The following is a 23,412-nucleotide window of genomic DNA, read 5'->3' as shown; positions in this document are numbered from 1 at the left end:
CGCGCCGGGAGGAAACCTCACCCCGCGGCGATCTCGGCGCTGGCCTCGATGCGTTCCATGTCGTCGTCGGAGAGGCCAAAATGATGGCCGATCTCGTGGATCAGCACATGGGTGACGATGTCGCCCAGCGTTTCCTCGTTCTCGGCCCAGTAGTCGAGGATCGGGCGGCGGTAGAGGGTGATACGGTTCGGCATCTCGCCGGTCTCGAGGGTGAAGCGCTCCGAGATGCCCCGTCCCTCGAACAGCCCGAGCAGGTCGAACGGGGTTTCCAACGCCATGTCCTCGAAAACGTCGTCGGTCGGAAAGTCGGAGATCTCGATGATCAGGTTGCCCGTGAGCGCGCGGAATTCCTCCGGCAGGTGACCATAGGCCTCCAGCGCCAGCGACTCGAACGTGCTGATCGTCGGGGCATGGCGGTTGCGCCAATCTTCTGTCTGGTCGATGCGGGCCATAAACACTCCTTTACATGTCATATAGCATTTCGCGCACGCATTTCGAGGGATGAGTTCCTGCACACGGCAAGCCGCTCCCAGCCGGACCTTTCCCGCGATAGCGGGGACGGCCGGCATCGATACTGCCCGCAGCGGCGAAGGCGTCCTCGTTCACAGTCATATCAAGCATTTGATAACATTTTATATTTCCTGTCGACATCGCCGGTGCTGGTCTCATCGCACAAAAAACTGAGCCTCGGACATCCCCCTCCTGCGTTGTCATGGCAAGATCGGCTCGTTCGGCCATCGGATACACCGCGAGACGTCGCGGCGAGGCCGAACCGGCGCCCGTTGCCAGGGAAAGGACGCAAGTCCCGGCATCGGGGGTTCGCAGAAAGTCCCTCCTCTGGAGACGGCGGGGTATCCCGAGTTTCGCTCCGGACGCGTCCGGGTGGCGCACATGCCCGTGGGTCCCGATCCACGGGAGCAGAAGGGAAAAGTTGCGGGCAGAAACCGCCGAGCGGGGCACTGAGAGGTGCTACATTTTCCATTTCAGATGAGGCAGCTTTCAGTGCCCCGTCCGAAACGTCACCACCCATGCCACGGCGTCATTCCGCGCGTGATCGCGCCCGTGTGACCGGATCCCTGAACGCGTCGGAAATTCGTCATACCTGCCGCAGCGCCGTCACTTCGATCTCGATCAGCATTTCCGGCTTGATCAGGTCGCAGACGATCATGGTTGCGGCCGGGCGGATCTCGCCGAAGGTTTCGCCGAGGATCGGGAAGACGATGTCGGCGAAGGACGCGTCGGTCACGTAGTAGTGGCAGCGCACCACGTCGGCGAGCGAGAAGCCCGCCTCCTCCATGGCCTTGCGGATGGTCGAGAGGCAGTTGCGAGTCTGCACCTCGACGCCCGCCGGCATCGTCATCGTGGCATAGTCGTAGCCGGTCGTGCCGGAAACGAAGCACCAGTCGCCCCGCACCACCGCCCGCGAATAGCCGGCGGTGCGCTCGAAGGGCGATCCGGAGGAGATCAGGCGACGCATGTGCGAAGGACCGCTCAGGCCCAGGGGCGGGCGGCGGCGTTGCTCTTCTCGAAAGTGTCGATCGCGGCAGACTTCTCCAGCGTCAGGCCGATGTCGTCGAGGCCGTTCAGCAGGCAGTGACGACGGAAGGCGTCTATCTCGAAGGCGATCTTGCCGCCGTCGGGACCGGAGATTTCCTGGGCCTCGAGGTCGACGGTCACGACTGCGTTGGAGCCGCGGCTGGCGTCGTCCATCAGCTTCTCGAGGTTCTCGGGGCTGACGACGATCGGCAGGATGCCGTTCTTGAAACAGTTGTTGTAGAAGATGTCGGCGAACGAGGTCGAGATGACGCAGCGGATGCCGAAGTCGAGGAGCGCCCAGGGCGCATGCTCGCGCGAGGAGCCGCAGCCGAAATTGTCGCCGGCGACGAGAATGCTGGCGTTCTGGTAGGCGGGCTTGTTCAGCACGAAGTCCGCATTGAGCGAGCCGTCCTCGTTGTAGCGCGCCTCCGCGAAGAGACCCGTGCCGAGACCGGTGCGCTTGATGGTCTTCAGGTAGTCCTTCGGAATGATCATGTCCGTGTCGATATTGACGACGGGCAGCGGCGCGGCGACGCCGGTCAGCTTGACGAACTTGTCCATGACGTGAACCTCGATTGCGATGCGGATCGTTCCGGGCTTGCGTTTAGAGCAGTTTTACCGGGAATTGAAGAAGAATCTTGCGCCCAGAACGCAAGATCAAGGCCGCCGGCGACCGGCGGCCTGCCCGGATCGAGGCCGGGTTGGGAAATCAGAGGTCGATGATCGTGCCGCGGCCGTCGTTCCAGACGCGCGGCTCGCGCTGGCCGGGCTGCCCTGTGCGGGCATAGACCTTGGCGCGCACCGGCGTCGGCTGGAGCTTGGCAGAGATCCAGCTCCCCAGCATCACGACGGAGGCGATGCCGGCGAGTGCAAGGCCGATCGAGGCGGCGAACACGAGTGTCGCGCCGGCGATGACGATGGCTGCGGTAACGAGGAAAATGGAGCGGATGCTTTGCATGACTGGCCCTTTCTCTAGCAACGAATGTGGGCAGTGAATGTGTTCATTACAAGGCTGTGACAGTGCCGCGGGAGAGCCAGAATGTCGCAGTTTGCGGTTCGTCAGTTCGGCTATGGTCGATGTCACGGAGGGCACTTGCTCATTTGCGGGAAGCCGGGCAAGAAGACGTCATGAACCCGCCGTTCCAAAATCACCCGCTCCGCCTGCGCCGATCGCTGCTCAGCGTCCCGGCCAGCAACGCCCGGGCGCTTGAGAAATCGTCGTCGCTCGCCTGCGACGGCGTCATCTTCGACCTCGAGGATTCCGTGGCGCCGGAGAAGAAGGCCGAAGCGCGCGCGGCGCTGAAGCGGCATTTCGCAACACTGGATCGTGCCGGGGGGCGGGAATGCATCGTCCGCATCAACCCCCTCTCGGAGGACGACGGTGCCGCAGACCTCGAGGCCGTGCTCGAATGCGCGCCCGACGCGGTGCTGCTGCCCAAGGTTTCGGGGCCGCAGGACGTGCTGGACGCGGCGGACTGGCTGAGCGAGCAGGGCGCCGACGACAGCCCGCGCCTCTGGGCGATGATCGAGACGCCGGCGGCGATCCTCAACCTCGCCGCCATCGCCGAGGTCGGGCGTACCAGCGGCGGCCGGCTCGATTGCCTCGTGATCGGGCTGAACGACCTGCGGCTTGCGACCGGCATTGCCGATGTCCCCGGCCGGCCCTACCTGGCGCCGCTGCTGGTGCAGGCCGTCGTCGCCGCGCGGGCCTCGGGGCTCGACGTGATCGACAGCGTGCACAACGGCTTTTCCGATCTCGATGCCTTCGCCGCCGAATGCGAACAGGGCCGGCAGATGGGTTTCGACGGCAAGATGCTGATCCATCCGGCCCAGATCGCCGGCGCCAACCGGCTCTTCGGCGTGCCGGAGGCCGCAGCCGAAGACGCGCGGGCCATCGTCGAAGCCTTTGCCCTGCCGGAGAACGCCGGCAAGGGTGCGATCAACTTCGACGGCCGCATGGTGGAGCGCCTCCACCTCGACCAGGCCGCCCGCCTCGTCGCCAAGGCCAAACTCATCGCAGACAAAGAGAGCAGCCCATGAAAGTCTACCGCCTCCTTACCGGCCCCGACGATGCCTCCTTCTGCCACAAGGTCACGCTCGCCCTGAACAAGGGCTGGTCGCTGCACGGCTCGCCCACCTATGCCTTCAACCCCGAGACGAAGCTGATGCAGTGCGGCCAGGCGGTGGTGAAGGAGGTCGAGGGTAGGGACTACGATCCGGATATGAAGCTGTCGGAACAGTAGTTCGCCCGGCTCAACCTGCCCGGGCGAAGACGATCCGGGCCTCCAGCCCGCCCGTGCGCCCCGCGGGCGGCGAGGCGAGTTCGAGACGTGCGTTCATCTGCGCCAGCAGTCGTTCGGCGATGGAGATCCCGAGCCCCGAGCCCTTGGCGGTGGTCCGTCCGCGCCCGAACCGCTTGCGGATCATTTCCAGTTCCCAGTCGGCCAGAAGCGGGCCTTCGTTGACGATCCGCACCGCGCCGTCGCGGTCGAGGAAGACGTCCACGGGCGCTTCGTCGGCGCCGTGCACCAGCGCGTTCTCGACCAGGTTGCGCAGCGCGATCGCAAACCCGTCCTCGCTCGCCGGATGCCGGAGCGTCGCGCCGTCCGCCCGGTGAAGCCGCAGCCGCCCGGCGGCCTGCGGATCGCGCTGGAAGTCGAGCACCACGAGTTCCAGCACGCGGGCGAGATCGACCGGCGCGTCGGCGGCGCCCAGTCCGGCCTCCGCGCGGGCCAGTTGCAGCAGCTTTTCCGCCAGATGGCTGAGCTTGACGAGCGATGCCTCGACCTGGCGGGCACGCGTCTTCTTCGCACCTGCCGGCAGTTCGTCGATCAGCACCTGTGTCTGTGCCAGTGCGCCTGCGATCGGCGTGCGCAGCTCATGGGCGCTGTTGGCGGTGAATTCCCGCTCGGCCTCGAGCGCCGACTTCAGTCGGGTGAGCAACAGGTTGACGGAGCGGACGATCGGCAACAGCTCGCGTGGCATTCCCTCGCGGGCGATCACGGCGAGATTGCCGCCGTCCTTGCTGGAGATCGCCTGCCGCAGTTCATCGATGGGGGCGAGCGTCCGGCGCACGATGAACCAGACCAGCGCGATGCTGGCCGGCACCAGCAGCAGCACGGGCAGGAACAGGGCCATCGCACCCTCGATAAGGGCTTCGTGGCGATTGGCGAGCGCATCGGCCACCTGCAGGTAGAGCCCGTCGTCGCCATGCGTGACGGCGGTATAGAATTCGTGGGTGGCGCTGCGCCAGAAACCCTGCTTCAGCGGTGCGTCGAAGGGTGCCGCGGGGGCGTCGTGCGATCGCAGCAGGACATCGCCCCGGTCGTTGCGCAGCTGGTAGGTCAGGTACTCCTCCCCGGAGGCCGGCACCACGTTCTCGAGCCGGGCGTTCGATCCGGCCGCGTCGCCACGTTCCACGTCGTCTGCGACCAGGATGAGCAGGCGCTCGGCGGTCTCCTGCAGCGCGCTGTCGAAAATCTCTGCGAATTCGTCCTGCATGACGATGACGCCGAGACCGGCGGCGAGCAGCCAGAAACCGGCCAGCGCGCCGGCCAGGGCCAGCGTCAATCTGCGGGTGATGCTGGGTTCCCTCATGCCGGGTTCCTCATGCCGGGTTCCTCATGCCGGCGTCCCGAGCCGGTAGCCGACGCCGCGCACGGTGAGAATGTGGTCGTGGCCGAGCTTCTTGCGCACGCGGCTGACATAGACTTCGACCGTGTTGCTTTCGATCTCCGAGCCGAAGGCGTAGAGCGCTTCCTCGATCTGCCCCTTGGAGACGGTGGCGCCGGGGCGGGCGAGCAGCACGTCGAGGACTGCCCACTCCCGGCCGGAGAGAGTGATTTCCTGGTCGCCGGAGACGATCCGCCGGTCGGCGGGGCCGATCTCCAGCGCGCCGAGGCGGATGACCGGGGAAGGGTTGCCGCCGTAGCGGCGGACCACGGCCAGCATGCGGGCGGACAGTTCGCCGAGGTTGAACGGCTTGACCAGATAGTCGTCGGCGCCGCTGTTGAGCCCTTCGATGCGGTCGGAGATCTGGTCGTGCGCCGTCAGGATGATCACCGGCGTCCTGTCGCCGGCGTCGCGCAAGGCGCGCAGGAAGGCGATGCCGCTGCCGTCGGGCAGGCGCAGGTCGAGCAGGATCAGGGCGTAGTGGACCGCCTTCGTCGCGGCGCGGGCGTCGTCGAGTTCGAGCACCCAGTCGACGGCATGGCCGCCGGCGGCAACATGGTCGCGCACCGCCTCGCCCAGGATGGCGTCGTCCTCGATCAAAAGTACCCGCATATCGCGTCCTTCCGGAAGCGCGCCCGAACCGGACGCCTCCAGGCCCATCGTCCGGATTTTTGCAGATGCGATCAAGCCGTCTTCGACGGCGGTCGCCGGCATCAGCTCGAAATCACGTGCCGGCACGTGGACAGGACATCCAGGGAGGGATCGTAGATGCCGGTCTCGACCGACATCAGCCCCAGCACGGTGTGGAAGAGATTGTCATGCGAGGCGGGCTCGCCGGCCCGCTGCTTGAGGCAGGCGCGGTTCACCGACGCGCGGTCCCGGTTGCCGAGCCAGAGGACGAAGGGGACCTGCGTCTGTTCCCTCGGCGCGATCACGTAGGGTGCGCCGTGAAGATAGAGCCCGTTCTCGCCGAGCGATTCGCCGTGGTCCGACATGTAGATCATCGAGGCGTCGAAGCGGTCCTCGTGGCTCTTGAGGGCGTCGATGACTATCGCCAGCACGTGGTCGGTATAGGCGATGGAATTGTCATAGGCGTTGACGATCTCCTCGCGCGTGCAATCGCCGAATTCGGCGGTCCGGCAGTCTGGCGTGAAGCGGCGATAAGCCTCCGGATAGCGCTCGTAGTAGGAGGGGCCGTGGCTGCCGAGCTGGTGGATGACGAGCACGCTGTCCTTGGTCACGCCCTCGAGCCAGGGGCCGAGCCGGTCCAGCAGGATGCCGTCGCTGCATTCGCCCTCGGTGCAGAAGCGGGGGTCGGCGTTGTCGGGGAGGAAACGATAGGCGACGCGATCGGCCACGCCCTTGGCTCCGGTGTTGTTGTCCCACCACTCCACTGCGATGCCCGCGTGCGACAGGACGTCGAGCAGGTTCTCGGTCGAAAGCCCCTTGCGATGGGAATAGGTCGCGCGGGTATGGATCGAGAACATGCAGGGCAGCGATACGGCCGTCGCCGTGCCGCAGCTCGTCGTGTCGGGGAAATAGGTGATGTCGCGGGCCGCAAGCTCGGGGTTGGTCGGGCGTGCGTAGCCGCCGAGCGAGAAGTTCTGCGCCCGCGCCGTCTCGCCGGCCACGACGACGAGCACCTTCGGCTTGCGGCCGGCCGGTGCCACCACATGCGCATCCCGGCCCAGCGGCTCGACGACGATGTTCACCTCGCCCCCGGTGCTTGCCGCATAGCGCACCGCGCTGACGATCGGTCCGACCGGGTTGAGGGTCGCAAGCCAGTCGTGATGTGCGCGACTCGTGGTGATCAGGACGCGCATCTGCGTCGAGGCCGCCAGGACCGCGACCAGCATCAGCGGCAGGACGAAGAAGGCATTGGCCCTTGCCTTGGCAAGAAAGGGTCGGTGCGTGATGCGGACCCAGGCGACCAGCAGCGAGGGGACGACGCCGAAGAGCGCGATATGCGAGACAAAGGCGGGCGTGATCAGGTTTCCCGCTTCCGCATGGGTCGTCTCGGCTGCGTTGCGGATCATGTCGACGCTGATGACGACGCCGAAGCGGTCCATGAACCAGGAGGCGCAGGCGCTGGCAAGAAAGAGGGAGATGAACATCGGCTTGGCGACGAACCGCATTGAAAGGGTGATGCAGACGGCCGAGAGCAGCGCGACAAGGCCGAGCGCGAAGATCACTACCGCCTGGGGCGTGCCGCCAAAATAGAGCGCCGTCTTCGCCCAGAAGGTCTGGTTTGCGGTGGCGACGAGGAACAGGACGACGAGGAAACTCAAGGGGATGGCGCCAATCGAGGGGCGAAGGGTGCGCTCGCTCCGCACCGGGCTGTCCGTGATTGTCGCCATGGGTCGGCCTTCTTGCTCCGTTTCGTTGCAGATCGGGGGATTCCGCCGCACGGGGCCGCCCGCGTTGATGAGAGCGATGCGTGCCCGGCAGGGGACATGGACAGGAATGCCCTGCCGGGCACGCCCCGTTCCGAATTTCGGGAAACTGGCGGAGGATGCTGACAGCAACCTGAATGCGACCCGGCGCAAACGGCACGGGGCTCGGCTGCTGCCGGATATGGTCGCTTCTGCGGGGAAAAAGCGCTTGCTGGCGAATTCGTGGGCGGTCGGCGCGCTTGACTCGTTTTTGTGCGAATCCTATGGATTTTTAAACCAAATGGTCAAAACAAGGGGAACGAAAACATGACTGGAAGCCTTCAGATTAAACGCCGGACTGTTCTTGCCGGCGGCCTCGTTCTCGGCGCCGGCGCCTTCCTGCCGCAGGCCCGCGCGCAAGCGCCGCTGAAGGTCGCGGGCATCCATGCTTCCCCCGTCGAGAACGCCTGGAATTCGCGCCTGCACGAGGCGCTGCAGGCCGCGGCGAAGGACGGCGTGATCGAATACACCTTCTCGGAAGGCGTCTCCGGCACCGACTATCCGCGGGCGATGCGGGAATATGCCGAACAGGGCAACAAGCTGATCGTCGGCGAATCCTATGCGGTCGAGCGCGAGGCGCGGCAGGTCGCGGCCGACTATCCGGACACCGCCTTCCTGATGGGCTCGAGCGGCGATGCTGCCGGCGACAATTTCGGCGTGTTCGGCACCTGGAACCATGACGGCGCCTATCTTGCCGGCATGCTCGCCGGCAAGATGACGAAGTCCAACGTCGTAGGCTCGGTCGGCGCGATCCCGATCCCCGAGGTCAACATGCTGATCAACGCGTTCGCCGCCGGCGTGAAGGCAGTCAACCCCGAAGCCAAGCACCTCGTCTCGTTCATCGGCACCTTCTTCGATCCGCCGAAGGCGCGCGAGGCAGGCCTGGCGCAGATCGACGGCGGTGCCGACATCCTGTTCGGAGAGCGCATCGGCACGGCCGACGCCGCCAAGGAACGCGGCATCAAGTCGGTCGGCTCGCTGCTCGACTACACGCCGCGCTACCCCGACACCGTCTTCGCCAATGCCATGTGGTACTTCCGCCCGATCCTCGATGCGGCGGTCGCCGACGTTAACGCCGCAAAGCCGGTCGGCAAGAGCTACACCGCCTTCGGCCTGATGAAGGAAGGCGGCAGCGACATCGTCTACGTCAAGGGCGTGGCACCGGCCGATGCGGAAACGGCGATGGAAGCCAGGCGCGCCGAGATCAAGGCCGGCACCTTCGAAGTGCCGATCATGATGGAAGAGCCGAAGTAAGCAGACAGACCGTGCCGCCGAGCGTCGAAAGCGAAACGATCGGGGATGCCACGGCGCTGGCCGGGGCGATCGCGGCCGGTGTGCTTTCGGCCGGGGAGGCCATGGAGGCGGCCCTTGCCGCCGCCTCGCACCATACCGGCCTCGGTGCGATCTGTCGCATTGACGAAGACCGCGGTCGCGCGGCGGCAGCAAGGCTCGACGAGGAACGGCGGACAGAGCCAGTCCGTTTCGCGGCACGCCCCTTTGCCGGCGTGCCGACGCTCGCCAAGGATCTTGGTGGGCCGTTCGCCGGATTTGCCGTGCGCGCCGGTTCCCGCATGCTCGACGGCATGCTCGATCCTAAGCCGGATTCCGATCTCGCCAACCGCTTCCGCGATGCCGGCCTTGCCCTGTTCGGCCTCACCACCAGCCCGGAATTCGGGCTGTCGCTCGCGAGCGAACCGGATAGCGGCCCGCTCTGCCGCAATCCGCTCGATCCGGGCCGCACCGCGGGCGGCTCCTCGGGCGGCGCGGCTTCTGCTGTGGCAGCCGGCATCGTGGCGATCGCGCACGCCACCGACGCTGGCGGTTCGATCCGCGTGCCGGCGGCCTGCTGCGGGCTCGTCGGGCTGAAGCCGACCCGCGGCGCCATCCCCGGCGGTCCCCATTTCGGCAATCACCTGGGCGGCATCGTCGGCGAACTCGCCGTCTGCCGGTCGGTCCGCGACACCCGCCGGATCCTCGAGGCCGTGCATGGCAGGGCGAGGGGACCCTTCGCCGATCCGGCCGAAGCTTCGGTCGCAGACGGCGGCCTGCGCATCGGCGTGCTGACACAGACCGGCGCCGACTTTCCGACGGAGCCTGCGCGCAGCGGCGCCGTGGAGGCGGCTGCGAAGACGCTGGAGGCGCGCGGACACCGTATCGTGGCCCTCGACTGGCCGGCCTTCGCCGGCCTGGTGTCGGCATCCTCGGCCGTCTTCGCCGACATCGTCTCGATTAATCTCGCCAATCTTGTCGACGCGCTGTCGCTCGACCTCGGCCTTGCCGAGCCGCTGACACGCGCCTTCGTGGAAAGGGGACGGAGGATATCGGCCGGCGGCCTCTGGACATCGCTCGATGCGGCGGTGCATGTGAGCCACAACACCTGGGCGCTGTTCGACAGCCTGGATTGCCTTCTCATGCCGATGCTTGCCACAGCTCCCCTTGCCGTCGGATCCTTCCCGTCCGACCATGACGATACCGACCTGCACCTGCGGCGGATGACGGCCTTTGCGCCGCTTGCGGGGCTTGCCAACATTTCCGGCTTCCCCGCCCTGACGCTGCCCTATGGCGCGGATGGGGATGGCTTGCCGCTGCCGGTGCAGCTGATGGCGCCAATGGGCGGGGAGCGGCTTCTGCTGTCGCTGGCGGCCTCTCTCGAAGGCGAAGGACGCTGGCAGCATCGCTTTCCCATTGCGGGGCTTGCCGCATGATCGCCGATACGACCGCCGCGCCCGTCCTCGAACTTGCGCATATCAGCAAGCGTTTCGGCCCGATCGTCGCCAATGACGACATCTCGATTGCGCTCGGCAGGGGCGAGTTGCTGGCGCTGCTCGGCGAGAACGGCGCCGGCAAGACGACGTTGATGAGCATTCTCTTCGGCCACTACACGCCCGACGAAGGGACGGTGCGCGTCGACGGTGTGGAACTGCCGCACGGACGCCCGCGCGCGGCCATCAAGGCCGGCGTCGGCATGGTGCACCAGCACTTCTCGCTGGCGCCCAACCTGACCGTGCTCGAAAACGTCATGACCGGGACGGAGCCGCTCTGGTCGCCGCGCTCGCGCACGAGTGCAGCGCGCCGCAAGCTTCTGTCCATTGCCGAGCGCTTCGGCCTCGGCGTCGATCCGGACGCCCGGCTCGGCGACCTGTCGGTCGGCGAGCAGCAGCGCGTCGAGATCCTCAAGGCGCTCTACAACGACGCCCGCATCCTGATCCTCGACGAGCCGACCGCCGTCTTGACCAACATCGAGGCGGAGCGGCTGTTCACGACGCTGCGGGAAATGGCCAGGCAGGGCCTGTCGCTGATCTTCATCTCCCACAAGCTGGACGAGGTGATGGCCGCTGCCGACCGCATCGTGGTGCTGCGCGGCGGCAGGGTGGCGGCCGAGCGAAGGGCGGCTGAGACGAACAAGGCGGAGCTTGCCGAACTGATGGTGGGACACCGCGTGACGCGGCCGACGCGCGAGCCGGCGAAAGCCGGCGCGACCGTCTTCCAGGCATCGCGCCTGACGGTCTCGATCGGCGGCGTGGAGCGGCTGAAGGAGATCGACTTCTTCCTTCGCGAAGGCGAGACCCTCGGCATCATCGGTGTCTCCGGCAACGGCCAGGCGGCGCTGTCGCAACTGATGGGCGGCCTTGCTGCCCCGACCGGCGGGGAAATGCGGCTGTTCGGCGAACCGGTCTCGGCACTCGACGTGCACGACCTCGTGGAGGCCGGCATCGGCCGGATCCCGGAGGACCGCCACAGGCAGGGCGCGATCGGCGAGATGACGATCTGGGAGAACGCCGTGCTGGAGCGCATCCGCCAGCCGCTGTTCTCGCGCCGCGGCATCGTCAACCGCTCGGCCGGCCAGGCCTTTGCGGCAACGATCATCGAGGAATTTGACGTGCGCGGCGGGACGCCCACGAGCCGTACGCGGCTTCTGTCGGGGGGCAATATGCAGAAGCTGATCCTCGGCCGGAACCTCTACCGGCGGCCGAAGATCCTGATCGCAGCCCAGCCGACGCGCGGGCTCGACGAGGGGGCGGTGGCGGCCGTCCACGCCCGCATCCTGGACGCGCGCCGGCAGGGGACCGCGGTGCTCCTGATTTCGGAGGACCTCGACGAGGTGATCGGCCTCGCCGACCGTATCCAGGCGATCGTCAAGGGGCGCCTTTCCGCGCCGATCGCCGCCGAAGACGCCGATCCGCGCCGGCTCGGCCTGATGATGTCGGGGGACTGGACGTCCAGTGACAGGACCCCCAATGACCGGATCAGCGACGGGCCTCCCGGCGAAGGACATCCTCATGCGTCTTGAACGCCGCGAACACCGCCCGCTGCTGCTGGTCGTGCTGTCTCCCATCCTCGCGGTGGTGGCGGCGCTCGCCCTTGCCGGGCTCTTGATCGCCGCTGCCGGCGCGCCGGTGCTGGAGGCCTATGGGCGGATCCTGACCGGCGCCTTCGGCACCCGGCTTGCCGCGACGGAGACGCTGACGCGGGCGACGCCGCTGATGCTGACGGGGCTTGCGGCCGCGGTCGCCTTCCGCGCGCGGCTCTGGAACATCGGCGCCGAGGGGCAGTTCTATCTCGGCGCAATCATGGTGGCCGCACTCGGTTCGACCGCGCTTTCCGGCCTGCCGGGGCCGGTGCTGATCCCGCTGCTGTTTACAGCCGGCGCGATTGCCGGCATGGCGCTGATGCTGGTACCTCTGTGGCTGCGGCTGCGCTTCTCGGTCGACGAAGTGGTGACGAGCCTGCTTTTGAACTTCGTCGCCGTACTGTTCGTCTCGATGATGATCGACGGGCCGTTGAAAGATCCGCTCGCCTTCGGTTGGCCGCAGTCGATGCCGGTCGCAGACCATGCATTGCTGCCGAAGCTGATCGAGCGCTCGCGCCTGCATATCGGGCTTGCCGTGGCAATCGTCGCCGCGCTGCTGGTCTACCTGCTGCAGTCGCGTACCGTCTTCGGCCTGCAGTCGCGCGCTGCCGGCCTCAACCCGGAGGGCGCCGTCTTCGCCGGCGTGCCGCTGGCGCGCACGCTCGTCAAGGTCGCCTGCCTCTCGGGTGGGCTTGCGGGCCTTGCGGGTGCGATCGAGGTGATGGGGGTCAAGGGCTACGTGACCACCGACCTTTCGCCGGGCTACGGCTATGCCGGCATCATCGTCGCCATGCTCGCCAACCTCAATCCGCTCGGCGTGATCGCCGCAGCATTCTTCACCGCCACCATGTTCGTCGGCGCCGACGGCATGAGCCGGGCGCTGGGGATCCCGACCTATATCGCCGACGTCACCGTGGCGCTGTCGCTGCTCACCATGCTCATCGCGATCTTCTTCACCCAGTACAGGATCCGCCGATGAGCACGTTCTTCGACATCGTCGCCTCGGCAGGTCTCTGGGCAGCGGTGCTGCGCATCGCCACGCCGCTGATCTTCGGCACCCTCGGCGCGCTGCTCTCCGAGCGCTCGGGCGTGCTCAATCTCGGCATCGAGGGGATCATGACCTTCGGCGCCATGGCCGGCTGGCTTGCCGTGTTCAATGGGGCAGACCTGTGGACGGGCATGCTGGTGGCAGCGCTCTCGGGCGCGCTGTTCGGGCTGGTGCATGCGGCGATGACGGTCACCCTCGGCCTGTCGCAGCATGTGACCGGGCTCGGCATCACGCTGTTCGCGTCCTCCCTCAGCTATTACATCTTCCGCCTGACGGTGCCGCTTGCATCGACGCCGCCGACGGTGACGCCGTTCCAGCCGATTTCGGTCCCCGGCCTCTCCGACCTGCCCTTCGTCGGCCCGGCGCTGTTCACCCAGACGCTGCCGACCTATCTGTCGATCGTCATCGCGCTGCTGCTCGCCTATGTCGTCTACCGCACCCCGCTCGGGCTTGCGCTGCGCATGAGCGGGGAGAACCCGCATGCGGCGGAAGCGCAGGGCGTCGACCCGGTCCGGGTGCGCTATGGCGCGATCATGGCGGGCAGCGCGCTGATGGCAATGGGCGGGGCGTTCCTGACGCTGTCGGCCTTCAACAGCTTCTTCCCGACGATGGTGCAGGGGCGCGGCTGGATCTGCATCGCGCTCGTCGTCTTCGCCTCCTGGCGGCCGGGGCGGGCGCTGTTCGGGGCGCTGCTGTTTGCCTTCTTCGACGCCTTCCAGCTGAGGCTGCAGACGGTGCTCGGCAATGTGCCCTACCAGATCTTCCTGATGATGCCCTATATCCTCTCGATCGCAGCGCTCGCCGTCATGGCCCGTCGCGCCCGCGTGCCGCAGGCGCTGATGCAGCCCTACCGGCGCGGCGAGCGCTAGTTTCTTCCGTCCATTCGCACAGGTGCCCCATGTTCGACTTTGTGATCAAGAACGCCAATCTCCCCGACGGCCGCGAGGGCATCGACATCGCCATTGCCGGCGACAGGATCGCCGAGGTCGGGCCGAAGATTGCAGCTGAGGCCGGCGAGACCATCGATGCGACCGGCCGGCTGGTGAGCCCGCCCTTCGTCGACCCGCATTTTCACATGGACGCGACGCTGTCGCTCGGGCTGCCGCGGATGAATGTCTCTGGCACGCTGCTGGAAGGCATCGCGCTCTGGGGCGAACTGCGGCCGACGCTGACGCGGGAAGCGCTGGTGGAGCGGGCGCTGCGATACTGCGATCTCGCCGTCAGCCAGGGGCTGCTGGCGATCCGCAGCCATGTCGACACCAGCGACCCGAAGCTGGTGACGGCCGAGGCGCTGATCGAGGTGCGCGAGAGGGTCGCGCCCTATATAGACCTGCAGCTCGTCGCCTTCCCGCAGGACGGCTACTGCCGGGCCGAGGGCGGTGTGGAGGCGCTGAACCGGGCGCTCGACATGGGCCTCGATATCGTCGGCGGCATCCCGCATTTCGAGCGGACCATGGCCGACGGGGCTGCTTCCGTCGCGGCCCTGTGCAAGATTGCCGCTGACCGCGGCCTGCCCGTCGACATGCATTGCGACGAGACGGACGATCCGATGTCGCGGCATATCGAGACGCTCGCCGCCGAGACGGTGCGCTACGGCCTGAAGGGGCGCGTCGCCGGCTCGCACCTGACCTCGATGCATTCGATGGACAACTACTACGTCTCCAAGCTGATCCCGCTGATGGCGGAGGCCGAGATCAATGTCATCCCCAACCCGCTGATCAACATCATGCTGCAGGGGCGCCACGACAGCTATCCGAAGCGGCGCGGCATGACGCGGGTGCGCGAGCTGATGGCGGCCGGCCTGAACGTCTCCTTCGGCCACGACTGTGTGATGGATCCCTGGTACTCGATGGGATCGGGCGACATGCTGGAGGTCGGCCACATGGCGATCCATGTGGCGCAGATGGCGGGAATCGAAGACAAGAGAAAGATCTTCGACGCGCTCACCGTCAATTCGGCAAAGACCATGGGGCTGCAGGGATACGGGCTGGAAAAGGGCTGCAACGCCGACCTGGTCGTCCTGCAGGCGCGCGACCCGATCGAGGCGCTGCGGCTGAAGGCCAACCGGCTCGTGGTGATGCGGCGCGGCAAGGTCATCGCCCGCGCAGCCCCCCGCTTCAGCGAACTGCTTCTCGAAGGGCGTCCGGCAGCGGTGGACGCTGCGGAATACGCGCCTTTGCGGCCGGGCAAGGCGTAGGATATCCCGGTTCCGCCGACGCATCCGCCCGACAGGCGGCGTCTCGTCCCCGCCTGTCGCCGTCAGCCGCCGGCATACTGTTCGTCGGAAACATGCTCCAGCCAGGCGACGGCCTTGCCGTCGAGGGCTTCCTGCAGCGCTATGTGGGTCATGGCCGTATCCGGGGCGGCGCCGTGCCAGTGCTTTTCGCCCGGCTCGAACCAGACTGTGTCACCGGCCCTGAACTCGCGGATCGGGCCGCCCCAGCTTTGCGCAAGCCCCTTGCCCGCGGTGACGACCAGGGTCTGTCCGAGTGGATGGGTATGCCACGCCGTCCGCGCGCCGGGCTCGAAGGTGACGGTGACGGCGCGCAGGCGTGCGGGCGCCGGAGCCTCGATGATCGGATCCTGGCGGACGCGACCGGTGAAATAGTCGGATGGCGGGGTGGCCGATGGGCGGCTGCCGCAGGGCTCGATCTTCATGGTGCATGTCCTCCTCGTTGGTGGCGGGCGACGAGGCATCCTGCAACGGAACGGAGCGGACGGGAAGATGCGATGCGCCATTCGATCCGGACCGGACCGTCGACCGCCCGTCAGCGAAATCCCGGCGGCGGACGATGCTGGAAGAGAAGCGCATCGATCGCCGAGCGGATCGCGGCGAGGACAGCCTGCACGTAATGATACATTTCAGGTGCTCCATCTCGTGCGCCGTGCCGGGTTCGACGGCGCCCGCCGCTTGATCGCATGGAGGACGGCCCTGCTTCTGTCCCCGCGGTGACAGTTGTCGTATGGGGCGCAAAATTCTTTCGTTTCGACGATTTTCCTTGAACGGAAGTTGCGCTAAGAACCGCGCGACCTGAACTCCACCGAGCATTCGACAAGGACAGTCCCATGACAGTGCGCAACCTTTTCCTCCTGCCCGGCGACGGCATCGGCCCGGAAGCCATGGCGGAAGTCCGCAAGATCATCGCCTACATGAACGCCGAGAAGGGCGCCGGTTTCGTCATCGATGAAGGCCTCGTCGGCGGCTCGGCCTACGACGCCCATGGCGCGGCGATCTCGGAAGAGGACATGCAGAAGGCGCTGGACGCCGATGCCGTGCTGTTCGGCGCGGTCGGCGGTCCGAAGTGGGATGCGGTCCCCTATGAAGTCCGTCCCGAGGCCGGCCTGCTGCGGCTGCGCAAGGACCTGGAGCTGTTCGCAAACCTGCGCCCGGCGATCTGCTATCCGGCGCTCGCCGCCGCATCCTCGCTCAAGCCCGAACTGGTCGAGGGCCTCGACATCCTTATCGTGCGCGAACTGACGGGCGGCGTCTATTTCGGCGAGCCGAAGGAGATCATCGACCTCGGCAACGGCCAGAAGCGCGGCATCGACACGCAGGTCTACGACACCTACGAGATCGAGCGCATCGCCGGCGTTGCCTTCGAGCTGGCGCGCACCCGCAACAACCGCGTCTGCTCGATGGAAAAGCGCAACGTCATGAAGTCCGGCGTACTTTGGAACCAGGTCGTGACCGAGACGCACAAGGCCAGGTATTCCGACGTCCAGCTCGAGCACATGCTGGCGGATGCCGGCGGCATGCAGCTCGTGCGCGCGCCCAAGCAGTTCGACGTGATCGTCACCGACAACCTGTTCGGCGACATGCTCTCCGACGTCGCCGCCATGCTCACCGGCTCGCTCGGCATGCTGCCGTCGGCCTCGCTCGGCGCGCCCGATCCGAAGACCGCAAAGCGCAAGGCGCTCTATGAGCCGGTGCACGGCTCGGCGCCCGACATCGCCGGCCAGGGCATCGCCAATCCGATCGCCATGATCGCCTCTTTCGCGATGTGCCTGCGCTACTCGTTCAACCTGGTGAAGGAAGCGGACAATCTCGAGAAGGCGATCGCCAACGTGCTCGACCGCGGCATCCGCACCGGCGACATCATGGCCGAGGGATGCACGAAGGTGGGCACCGTGGAGATGGGCGAAGCAATCCTGGCCGAGTTCAAGACGCTCTCGGCCTGATTTCGGAAGCACCGTTTCCGACGAAACGCGGCATCGTCACGGCAACGTGGCGGTGCCGTTTTCCGTGGTGGCCGGCAGGGGGACGAGCGGGACAAATTTGCAGCGTATTCATTGAAGGAACCGGTGCTGGGGCCTATGTCGCCTGCGAAGCATGACACGGGGCATGACAGGCAGCCGGGGCGCGATGATCGACAGGACACGTCAAAAACAGTCTTTCTGGACCGCGCTCAAGCGGCGTTATGCGGCGCGGCGCAAGCTGCATCGGCAGGTTCCCTGGAGAGGCTTTGCGCTCTCTGCGCTCAACGTGGTGGCGATCGCATTCTTCGTCTTCGACCGGCCGCTCGGGCAGGCCGCCGAGATCCTGTCGCCGCCGCTGGTCAAGATCGCCGGTGACCTGACCGACATCGGCAAGCTGGCCTTCATTCTCGGCGCGATCGCGATGCTGGCCGCGGTCGTCTATCTCGTCAGGCGGCTGTTCAAGGTTCGGCGAAAATTCAGGCTGGTCTACCTGATGCAGATGGCGGCCTACGTGGCGCTGTCGGTCGTCTCCGCCAGCATCGTCGTGCACGCGTTGAAGTTTTCGATCGGCCGCGCCCGTCCGCCGCTCTACAACGAGGAGGGGATCTTCTCCTTCCACCCCTTCGGGGGCTGGATGCACGAGAGCTTTCCCTCCGGCCACTCGGCCCATATCGGCGCATTGTTCATGGCACTGGTGCTGCTCTTTCCCCGCTTCCGGCTGTTCTTCATCGGGCTCGGACTGTGGCTTGCGGCGACGCGGGTGATCATCGGCGTCCATTATCCGAGCGACGTGGCGGCGGGGCTTGCGCTCGGCTGCTGGTTTGCGTTCGCGACCTCGATCGTCTTTGCCCGTTTCGGCCTCGTCTTCACCCTCGACCGCCAGGGCTGGCCGACGCCGCGGCTCAGCCGGCTGATCTGATCAAAAAAAGGGCCCGGCGGTTTGCGCCGGGCCCTTCGCGGATATCAGAGTCGTTCCATCAATCCATGGCGTGGATGTCGCGGTCCTTCGTTTCCGGTAGGAAGAGAAGGCCGATCACCAGCGTGATCGCGGCGAAGACGATCGGGTACCAGAGGCCGTAGTAGATGTCGCCCTTGGCCGCGCTCATGGCGAACGCGGTTGCCGGCAGCAGGCCGCCGAACCAGCCGTTGCCGATGTGATAGGGCAGCGACATGCCGGTGTAGCGGATGCGGGTCGGGAACAGTTCGACGAGAAGAGCGGCGATCGGGCCATAGACCATCGTCACGTAGATGACGAGGACCGTCAGGACGGCGATGACCATGGTCCAGTTGACGGCAGCCGGGTCGGCGATCATCGTGAAGGCACCGCCGTTGGCGATCGTGAAGACCGGCATGCTGTCGACGCCGGTGGCCTCCTCGGCTGTCAGCAGCTTGGCGGCTATAAGATCGGCGCCGGCCATGCTGGTCTTGTCGCCGGCCCGGATGGCGGCCGCGTCGAGGGCGAGTTCCGGATTGGCTGCGACGAAGGCGTCGAGCCTGGCGTCGGGAACCTTGGCTGCTGCGCGCACCAGCGGATAGCCGGCATCGTGCAGGGCCATGTTGACCTGCTTCTCGAAGGCGGACGTCATCGCCTTTGCCTGGTCGCCGGCAGCGACGGCGTCGAAGCTGTTGATCGTCGTGTCGCCGACCTGGACCGTTGCCGGTGTGCCGGCGGCTGCCGTGGTCACGACGTCATAGGGCACCGAGTTCTTGGTGAGGAACGCGGTTGCGATGTCGCACGAGGTGGTGAACTTCGCCGTACCCGTCGGGTTGAACTGGAACTTGCAGTCGCCGGGTGCTGCGGTCACGGTCGCACGGACGGTTGCCTGGGCCTGGGCGAGGGCAGGGTTGCCGGCCCAGGTCAGTGCCTTGAACAGCGGGAAGTAGGTCAGGATGGCGAGCAGCAGGCCGGCCATGATGATCGGTTTGCGGCCGACCTTGTCCGACAGCCAGCCGAACAGGACGAAGAAGCCGGTGCCGATCAGAAGCGATATGGCCACCATGATGTTGGCGGACTGGCCGTCGACCTTCAGGACGCCGGTCAGGAAGAACAGGGCGTAGAACTGGCCGGAGTACCAGACGACGGCCTGGCCGACGACGGCGCCGAACAGCGCGAGCAGCGCGATCTTGGCGTTCTTCCACTGGCCGAAGGCTTCGGTCAGCGGAGCCTTGGAGCCCTTGCCCTCTTCCTTCATCTTCTTGAAGGCGGGGGATTCGTTCATCTTCAGGCGGATCCAGACGGAGATGCCGAGGAGAACCACCGAGACGAGGAACGGGATGCGCCAGCCCCAGGCCGCGAAGGCTTCCTTGCCGAGCATGAACTGCACCGACAGGATGACGACGAGCGACAGGAACAGGCCGAGCGTCGCCGTGGTCTGGATCCACGAGGTGTAGTAGCCGCGGCGACCGTTGGGCGCGTGCTCGGCGACATAGGTGGCAGCACCGCCGTATTCGCCGCCGAGCGCCAGGCCCTGCAGCATGCGCAGGACGAGCAGCAGGATCGGAGCGGCGATGCCGATGGACCCGGCACCGGGCAGGATGCCGACCAGGAAGGTCGACAGACCCATGATCAGGATGGTGATGAGAAAGGTGTACTTGCGGCCGACCAGGTCGCCGAGTCGGCCGAAGACCAGCGCGCCGAAGGGGCGGACCAGGAAGCCCGCGGCAAAGGCGAGAAGGGCGAAGATGTTGCGCGTCGTTTCCGGGTATTCGCTGAAGAAGGCGGCGCCGATAAAGACGGCGAGCGAGCCGTAGAGATAGAAATCGTACCATTCGAACACGGTACCCAGCGACGAGGCGAAGATGACTTTCTTCTCCTCGGCTGTCATCGGACGCGTTTTGGTGTCGTCCGCCGTCGCGACATTTGCCATTGTGAAATCCTCCAGTTCAACCAGCTGTCGAGCGCCCAGTCCCCTTGCACGCCGACCCTCCTCGGTCAGGCGAGCGTGGTGCGCCTGGCAAGAGGATGGCAGAAAAGGGGAATCTGCGCTGCGCGGCTTTCGGATTATGACTTTAGTCTAATGTGAAGCGCCGGTTGCGCAGCGGCGCCCGGCGGCGGCGGGCATGGCAGGGCGACGCAATCTTGACGCGAACTTGATCGCCGTGCAGTCGAGCATCCCTTGACTCGCGGGCAAAAACGCTTATTAGCAGCCTCCGGAAAAGGACAGCGCCATGCTTTGCCGCGAGCTAGAAATCGCAGACAGCAGCCGGCCGGCAGAGATTGCCGGGGAGGCACGGCGCGTGCCCGCTTCTTCCAAATTCATGGCCAAAACGACGACGAAAACCGTCTGACGTCCTTGGCCGCCGCTCTCTCCCCGGCACGGCCGGGGACAAGAGGCCCGCGTGCTCCGGCTGCCGGGCTTCCCCTCAACGAACCGAGGAGAGGCAGAGAAAGAGAGCAAGACCCATGGGTTTCAAGATTGCAATCGCCGGCGCTACCGGCAATGTCGGGCGCGAAATGCTGAACATCCTGTCCGAACGCGGCTTCCCGGCTGACGAGGTCGTGGCGCTGGCCTCGAGCCGCTCGATCGGCACGGAGGTTTCCTTCGGCGACAAGACGCTGAGGGTGCACAATCTCGAAACCTACGACTTCTCCGACACCGACATCTGCCTGATGTCCGCCGGCGGCGCCGTTTCGCTGAAGTACTCGCCCAAGATCGGCGCCCAGGGCTGCGTCGTCATCGACAACTCGTCGGCCTGGCGCTACGACTCCGAAGTGCCGCTGATCGTTCCGGAGGTTAACCCGGACGCGATCGACGGCTTCACGAAGAAGAACATCATCGCCAACCCGAATTGCTCGACGGCGCAGCTCGTCGTCGCGCTGAAGCCGCTGCACGACCGCGCCACCATCAAGCGCGTCGTTGTATCGACCTACCAGTCGGTTTCCGGCGCCGGCAAGGACGGCATGGACGAACTGTTCAACCAGACCCGCGCCGTCTTCGTCGCCGATCCGATCGAGAGCAAGAAGTTCACCAAGCGCATCGCCTTCAACGTCATCCCGCACATCGACGTGTTCATGGAAGACGGCTACACGAAGGAAGAGTGGAAGGTGCTGGCCGAAACCAAGAAGATGCTCGACCCGAAGATCAAGGTGACCTGCACGGCCGTGCGCGTTCCTGTCTTCATCGGCCATTCCGAATCGGTCAACATCGAGTTCGAAAACGAGATCACCGCCGACGAGGCGCGCGACATCCTTCGCGAGGCACCGGGTTGCCAGGTGATCGACAAGCACGAAAACGGCGGCTACATCACGCCCTACGAATCGGCAGGCGAGGATGCGACCTACATCTCGCGCATCCGCGAGGACGCGACCGTCGAGAACGGCCTGAACATCTGGGTGGTCTCGGACAATCTGCGCAAGGGTGCCGCTCTGAACGCAATCCAGATTGCCGAACTTCTCGTCAATCGCGGGCTGATCAAGTCCAAGAAGCAGGCCGCCTGAGGGAACTTTTCCCGGCCCACGAAATTGAAGGTCCCGCATCCACCGTCAGACGATGCGGGACTTTTGCCTGAAACGACGCACTGCGGCGCCATAAACGCCCTGAGACTGCATCGAACGGCTAGGAACTGTCTGACAGGCATTGGCAAGTTTGCGCGCGAAGCGATTCGAGAGATCACGGGGTTTATTTCAATGGGCTTGATGAAGCGGATGTTCCAGGGGCTGGCAGCGATCGTGCTGACGGCTGCGATACCGGCGGTGGCCACGGCCGCGCAATGCGGCAACAATGCCACGGGCTTCGCGGCCTGGGTCGACCAGTTCAAGGGTGAGGCCGCCGCCAACGGCATCAGCCCGCGCACGCTCGACCAGGCCTTCGCCCAGGTCGACTACAGCCGGGCGACGATCCGCGCCGATCGCGGCCAGAAGAGCTTCAAGCTGTCGCTCGACCAGTTCATGCAGAAGCGCGGCGGCCAGGCGATCATGAAACGCGGCAAGGGGCTGAAGCGCCAGAACGCAGCCCTGTTTGCCCGGATTGAGGGCCAGTATGGCGTGCCGGCCGGCCCGCTGATCGCCATCTGGGGCATGGAGACCGGTTTCGGCGGCTTCCTCGGCAAGGAGCACACGCTCTCTGCCGTCGCCACGCTCGCCTATGATTGCCGCCGGTCGGAATACTTCACCAACCAGCTCTATGCGGCGCTGAACCTCGTCCAGAACGGCACGCTCAGCACCCAGGCGCGCGGTGCTGCCCACGGTGAGATCGGCCAGACGCAGTTCCTACCGGTCAACGTGCTGAAATACGGCGTGGACGGCGACGGCGACGGCCGGATCGATCTCGTCCGCTCCAAGGCCGACGCGCTTGCCTCGACAGCGAACTTCCTGCGCGGCCATGGCTGGACCCCGGGCGCCGGCTACCAGCCGGGTCAGGCGAATTTCGCCGCGATCCAGGGCTGGAATGCGGCGAACGTCTACCAGCGCGCGATCGCCATCATCGCCGCCGAGATTGACGGCGACTGACCGTCACCCAACCGAAGACAGTCTGAGAGGCTCGGTCGCGCGCCGGGCCTTTTCACGTTCCCAGCTTCACGTTCCTGGGCGGCGGAAATCGCCAGTCTTGGCATCCATGATCCACAGCTCGCCGGTGGAGATGTCGAACCAGGCGCCGTGAAGGTTGAGCTTGCCGCGCTGCTCCAGGATCTCGACGCAGGGGAAGGTGCGCAGGTTGGCGATGGAATTGCGGATCGAGATACGCTCCAGCGCACGCTGGCGTTCGCCCGGCGTCATGACGTCGTTGCTCTGGATCTGTTCGGCGGCAGGCTTCAGGAGGTGCATCCAGCGGCCGATGAAGTCGCCGGGAGACAGGGGTTCGGCATCCAGGTCGAGTGCCGCCTTGATGCCGCCGCAGCGACCGTGGCCCATGACGACGATGTCGGACACCCGCAGCGACTGGACCGCGAATTCGAGGGCGGCGGAGGTCGAATGATAGTGTCCGTCGGGCTCGTAGGGCGGCATCAGGTTGGCCACGTTGCGCACGACGAAGAGTTCGCCCGGCCCGCTGTCGAAGATCGTTTCCGGCGCGGCGCGGGAGTCACAACAGGCGATCACCATCGTCCGGGGCTTCTGGCCGCTGTCGGCCAGCGTCCTGTAGCGCTGCTGCTGCTCGTTGAAGCGCCCGTCCATGAAGTTCTGATAGCCGGTCAGAAGGCGGTCAGGAAAGCGATGCATGTGGTCGATACCCCCGTGC

22 protein-coding genes are annotated in these 23,412 nt (G+C 66.1%); 12 read left to right on the top strand and 10 right to left on the bottom strand.

Annotation, left to right across the window (positions count from 1 at the left end; genetic code table 11):
* Positions 1-17: 17 nt before the first annotated feature.
* From GGQ64_RS11235 to GGQ64_RS11220, 4 genes are all read right to left on the bottom strand, one after another.
* On the bottom strand, positions 18-452 hold the full coding sequence (locus tag GGQ64_RS11235) for a metallopeptidase family protein (protein WP_183803809.1): 435 nt from the start codon (positions 450-452) through the stop codon (positions 18-20).
* 644 nt (positions 453-1,096) lie between these two features.
* On the bottom strand, positions 1,097-1,477 hold the full coding sequence (locus GGQ64_RS11230; protein WP_183803806.1) for a RidA family protein: 381 nt from the start codon (positions 1,475-1,477) through the stop codon (positions 1,097-1,099).
* 14 nt (positions 1,478-1,491) lie between these two features.
* Complete coding sequence (gene leuD, locus GGQ64_RS11225; RefSeq protein ID WP_183803803.1) at positions 1,492-2,097, bottom strand: 3-isopropylmalate dehydratase small subunit; 606 nt, start codon at positions 2,095-2,097, stop codon at positions 1,492-1,494.
* 148 nt (positions 2,098-2,245) lie between these two features.
* Positions 2,246-2,494: a hypothetical protein gene (locus GGQ64_RS11220; RefSeq protein WP_183803800.1), complete on the bottom strand. Its 249-nt coding sequence runs from the start codon at positions 2,492-2,494 to the stop codon at positions 2,246-2,248.
* A 170-nt stretch (positions 2,495-2,664) separates the two neighbouring features.
* Here GGQ64_RS11220 and GGQ64_RS11215 point away from each other — a divergent pair, with 170 nt between their 5' ends.
* Together GGQ64_RS11215 and GGQ64_RS11210 are read left to right on the top strand one after the other, a co-directional pair.
* Positions 2,665-3,576 carry an HpcH/HpaI aldolase/citrate lyase family protein gene (locus GGQ64_RS11215; RefSeq protein WP_183803796.1) on the top strand — a complete coding sequence of 304 codons (912 nt, stop codon included), beginning with the start codon at positions 2,665-2,667 and terminating at the stop codon, positions 3,574-3,576.
* Entirely contained in the window at positions 3,573-3,779 is a 207-nt protein-coding gene (locus tag GGQ64_RS11210; protein ID WP_183803792.1) for a DUF1737 domain-containing protein, read from the top strand. Before GGQ64_RS11215 ends, GGQ64_RS11210 begins: the two co-directional genes overlap by 4 nt.
* Before the next feature lie 10 nt (positions 3,780-3,789).
* Here the strand turns inward: GGQ64_RS11210 and GGQ64_RS11205 are convergent, their stop codons facing one another.
* From GGQ64_RS11205 to GGQ64_RS11195, 3 genes are all read right to left on the bottom strand, one after another.
* Positions 3,790-5,133 (bottom strand): sensor histidine kinase, encoded by a 1,344-nt coding sequence (locus tag GGQ64_RS11205; protein ID WP_183803788.1) that lies wholly within the window; start codon positions 5,131-5,133, stop codon positions 3,790-3,792.
* Between the two features lie 24 nt (positions 5,134-5,157).
* The gene (locus tag GGQ64_RS11200; protein WP_183804270.1) at positions 5,158-5,820 is read right to left on the bottom strand and encodes a response regulator transcription factor; all 663 of its coding nucleotides are present in this window, start codon (positions 5,818-5,820) and stop codon (positions 5,158-5,160) included.
* Between the two features lie 101 nt (positions 5,821-5,921).
* Positions 5,922-7,565 (bottom strand): phosphoethanolamine transferase, encoded by a 1,644-nt coding sequence (locus GGQ64_RS11195; protein ID WP_183803785.1) that lies wholly within the window; start codon positions 7,563-7,565, stop codon positions 5,922-5,924.
* Positions 7,566-7,907: 342 nt separating this feature from the next.
* Here GGQ64_RS11195 and GGQ64_RS11190 point away from each other — a divergent pair, with 342 nt between their 5' ends.
* The 6 genes from GGQ64_RS11190 to GGQ64_RS11165 are packed head-to-tail and all read left to right on the top strand — an operon-like array spanning position 7,908 to position 15,236.
* Positions 7,908-8,894: a BMP family protein gene (locus GGQ64_RS11190; protein WP_183803782.1), complete on the top strand. Its 987-nt coding sequence runs from the start codon at positions 7,908-7,910 to the stop codon at positions 8,892-8,894.
* An 11-nt stretch (positions 8,895-8,905) separates the two neighbouring features.
* Positions 8,906-10,345: an amidase gene (locus GGQ64_RS11185; RefSeq protein ID WP_425488503.1), complete on the top strand. Its 1,440-nt coding sequence runs from the start codon at positions 8,906-8,908 to the stop codon at positions 10,343-10,345.
* Positions 10,342-11,931 (top strand): ABC transporter ATP-binding protein, encoded by a 1,590-nt coding sequence (locus tag GGQ64_RS11180; protein WP_183803778.1) that lies wholly within the window; start codon positions 10,342-10,344, stop codon positions 11,929-11,931. Before GGQ64_RS11185 ends, GGQ64_RS11180 begins: the two co-directional genes overlap by 4 nt.
* The gene (locus GGQ64_RS11175; protein ID WP_183803775.1) at positions 11,921-12,970 is read left to right on the top strand and encodes an ABC transporter permease; all 1,050 of its coding nucleotides are present in this window, start codon (positions 11,921-11,923) and stop codon (positions 12,968-12,970) included. Before GGQ64_RS11180 ends, GGQ64_RS11175 begins: the two co-directional genes overlap by 11 nt.
* Positions 12,967-13,908, top strand: a complete 942-nt coding sequence (locus GGQ64_RS11170; RefSeq protein WP_183803772.1) for an ABC transporter permease — start codon at positions 12,967-12,969, stop codon at positions 13,906-13,908. Before GGQ64_RS11175 ends, GGQ64_RS11170 begins: the two co-directional genes overlap by 4 nt.
* Before the next feature lie 29 nt (positions 13,909-13,937).
* Positions 13,938-15,236, top strand: a complete 1,299-nt coding sequence (locus GGQ64_RS11165; RefSeq protein ID WP_183803769.1) for an amidohydrolase family protein — start codon at positions 13,938-13,940, stop codon at positions 15,234-15,236.
* 62 nt (positions 15,237-15,298) lie between these two features.
* Here the strand turns inward: GGQ64_RS11165 and GGQ64_RS11160 are convergent, their stop codons facing one another.
* Complete coding sequence (locus GGQ64_RS11160) at positions 15,299-15,697, bottom strand: (R)-mandelonitrile lyase (protein WP_183803766.1); 399 nt, start codon at positions 15,695-15,697, stop codon at positions 15,299-15,301.
* A 408-nt stretch (positions 15,698-16,105) separates the two neighbouring features.
* Here GGQ64_RS11160 and leuB point away from each other — a divergent pair, with 408 nt between their 5' ends.
* Positions 16,106-17,218, top strand: coding sequence for a 3-isopropylmalate dehydrogenase (gene leuB / locus GGQ64_RS11155; RefSeq protein ID WP_183803762.1), 1,113 nt, complete (start codon positions 16,106-16,108; stop codon positions 17,216-17,218).
* Positions 17,219-17,381: 163 nt separating this feature from the next.
* Positions 17,382-18,155, top strand: a complete 774-nt coding sequence (locus tag GGQ64_RS11150) for a phosphatase PAP2 family protein (protein ID WP_246422574.1) — start codon at positions 17,382-17,384, stop codon at positions 18,153-18,155.
* A 58-nt stretch (positions 18,156-18,213) separates the two neighbouring features.
* On the opposite strand, the gene GGQ64_RS11145 is transcribed toward GGQ64_RS11150, so the two are convergent.
* Positions 18,214-20,103: an MFS transporter gene (locus GGQ64_RS11145; RefSeq protein WP_183803759.1), complete on the bottom strand. Its 1,890-nt coding sequence runs from the start codon at positions 20,101-20,103 to the stop codon at positions 18,214-18,216.
* A gap of 536 nt (positions 20,104-20,639) precedes the next feature.
* Between GGQ64_RS11145 and GGQ64_RS11140 the strand changes: the two genes are divergently transcribed.
* Both GGQ64_RS11140 and GGQ64_RS11135 read left to right on the top strand, forming a co-directional pair.
* Positions 20,640-21,674: an aspartate-semialdehyde dehydrogenase gene (locus GGQ64_RS11140; protein WP_183803757.1), complete on the top strand. Its 1,035-nt coding sequence runs from the start codon at positions 20,640-20,642 to the stop codon at positions 21,672-21,674.
* A gap of 198 nt (positions 21,675-21,872) precedes the next feature.
* Entirely contained in the window at positions 21,873-22,685 is an 813-nt protein-coding gene (locus GGQ64_RS11135) for a lytic murein transglycosylase (RefSeq protein WP_246422594.1), read from the top strand.
* 66 nt (positions 22,686-22,751) lie between these two features.
* Here the strand turns inward: GGQ64_RS11135 and GGQ64_RS11130 are convergent, their stop codons facing one another.
* Positions 22,752-23,393, bottom strand: a complete 642-nt coding sequence (locus GGQ64_RS11130) for a carbonic anhydrase (RefSeq protein ID WP_183803738.1) — start codon at positions 23,391-23,393, stop codon at positions 22,752-22,754.
* Between the last annotated feature and the right edge of the window lie 19 nt (positions 23,394-23,412).

Origin of the sequence: Mycoplana azooxidifex (genome assembly GCF_014196765.1) — a bacterium.
Taxonomy (GTDB): Bacteria; Pseudomonadota; Alphaproteobacteria; order Rhizobiales; family Rhizobiaceae; genus Mycoplana; species Mycoplana azooxidifex.
Note: the sequence above shows the minus strand (reverse complement) of the source record. Positions and strands in the feature narration are given on the sequence as shown.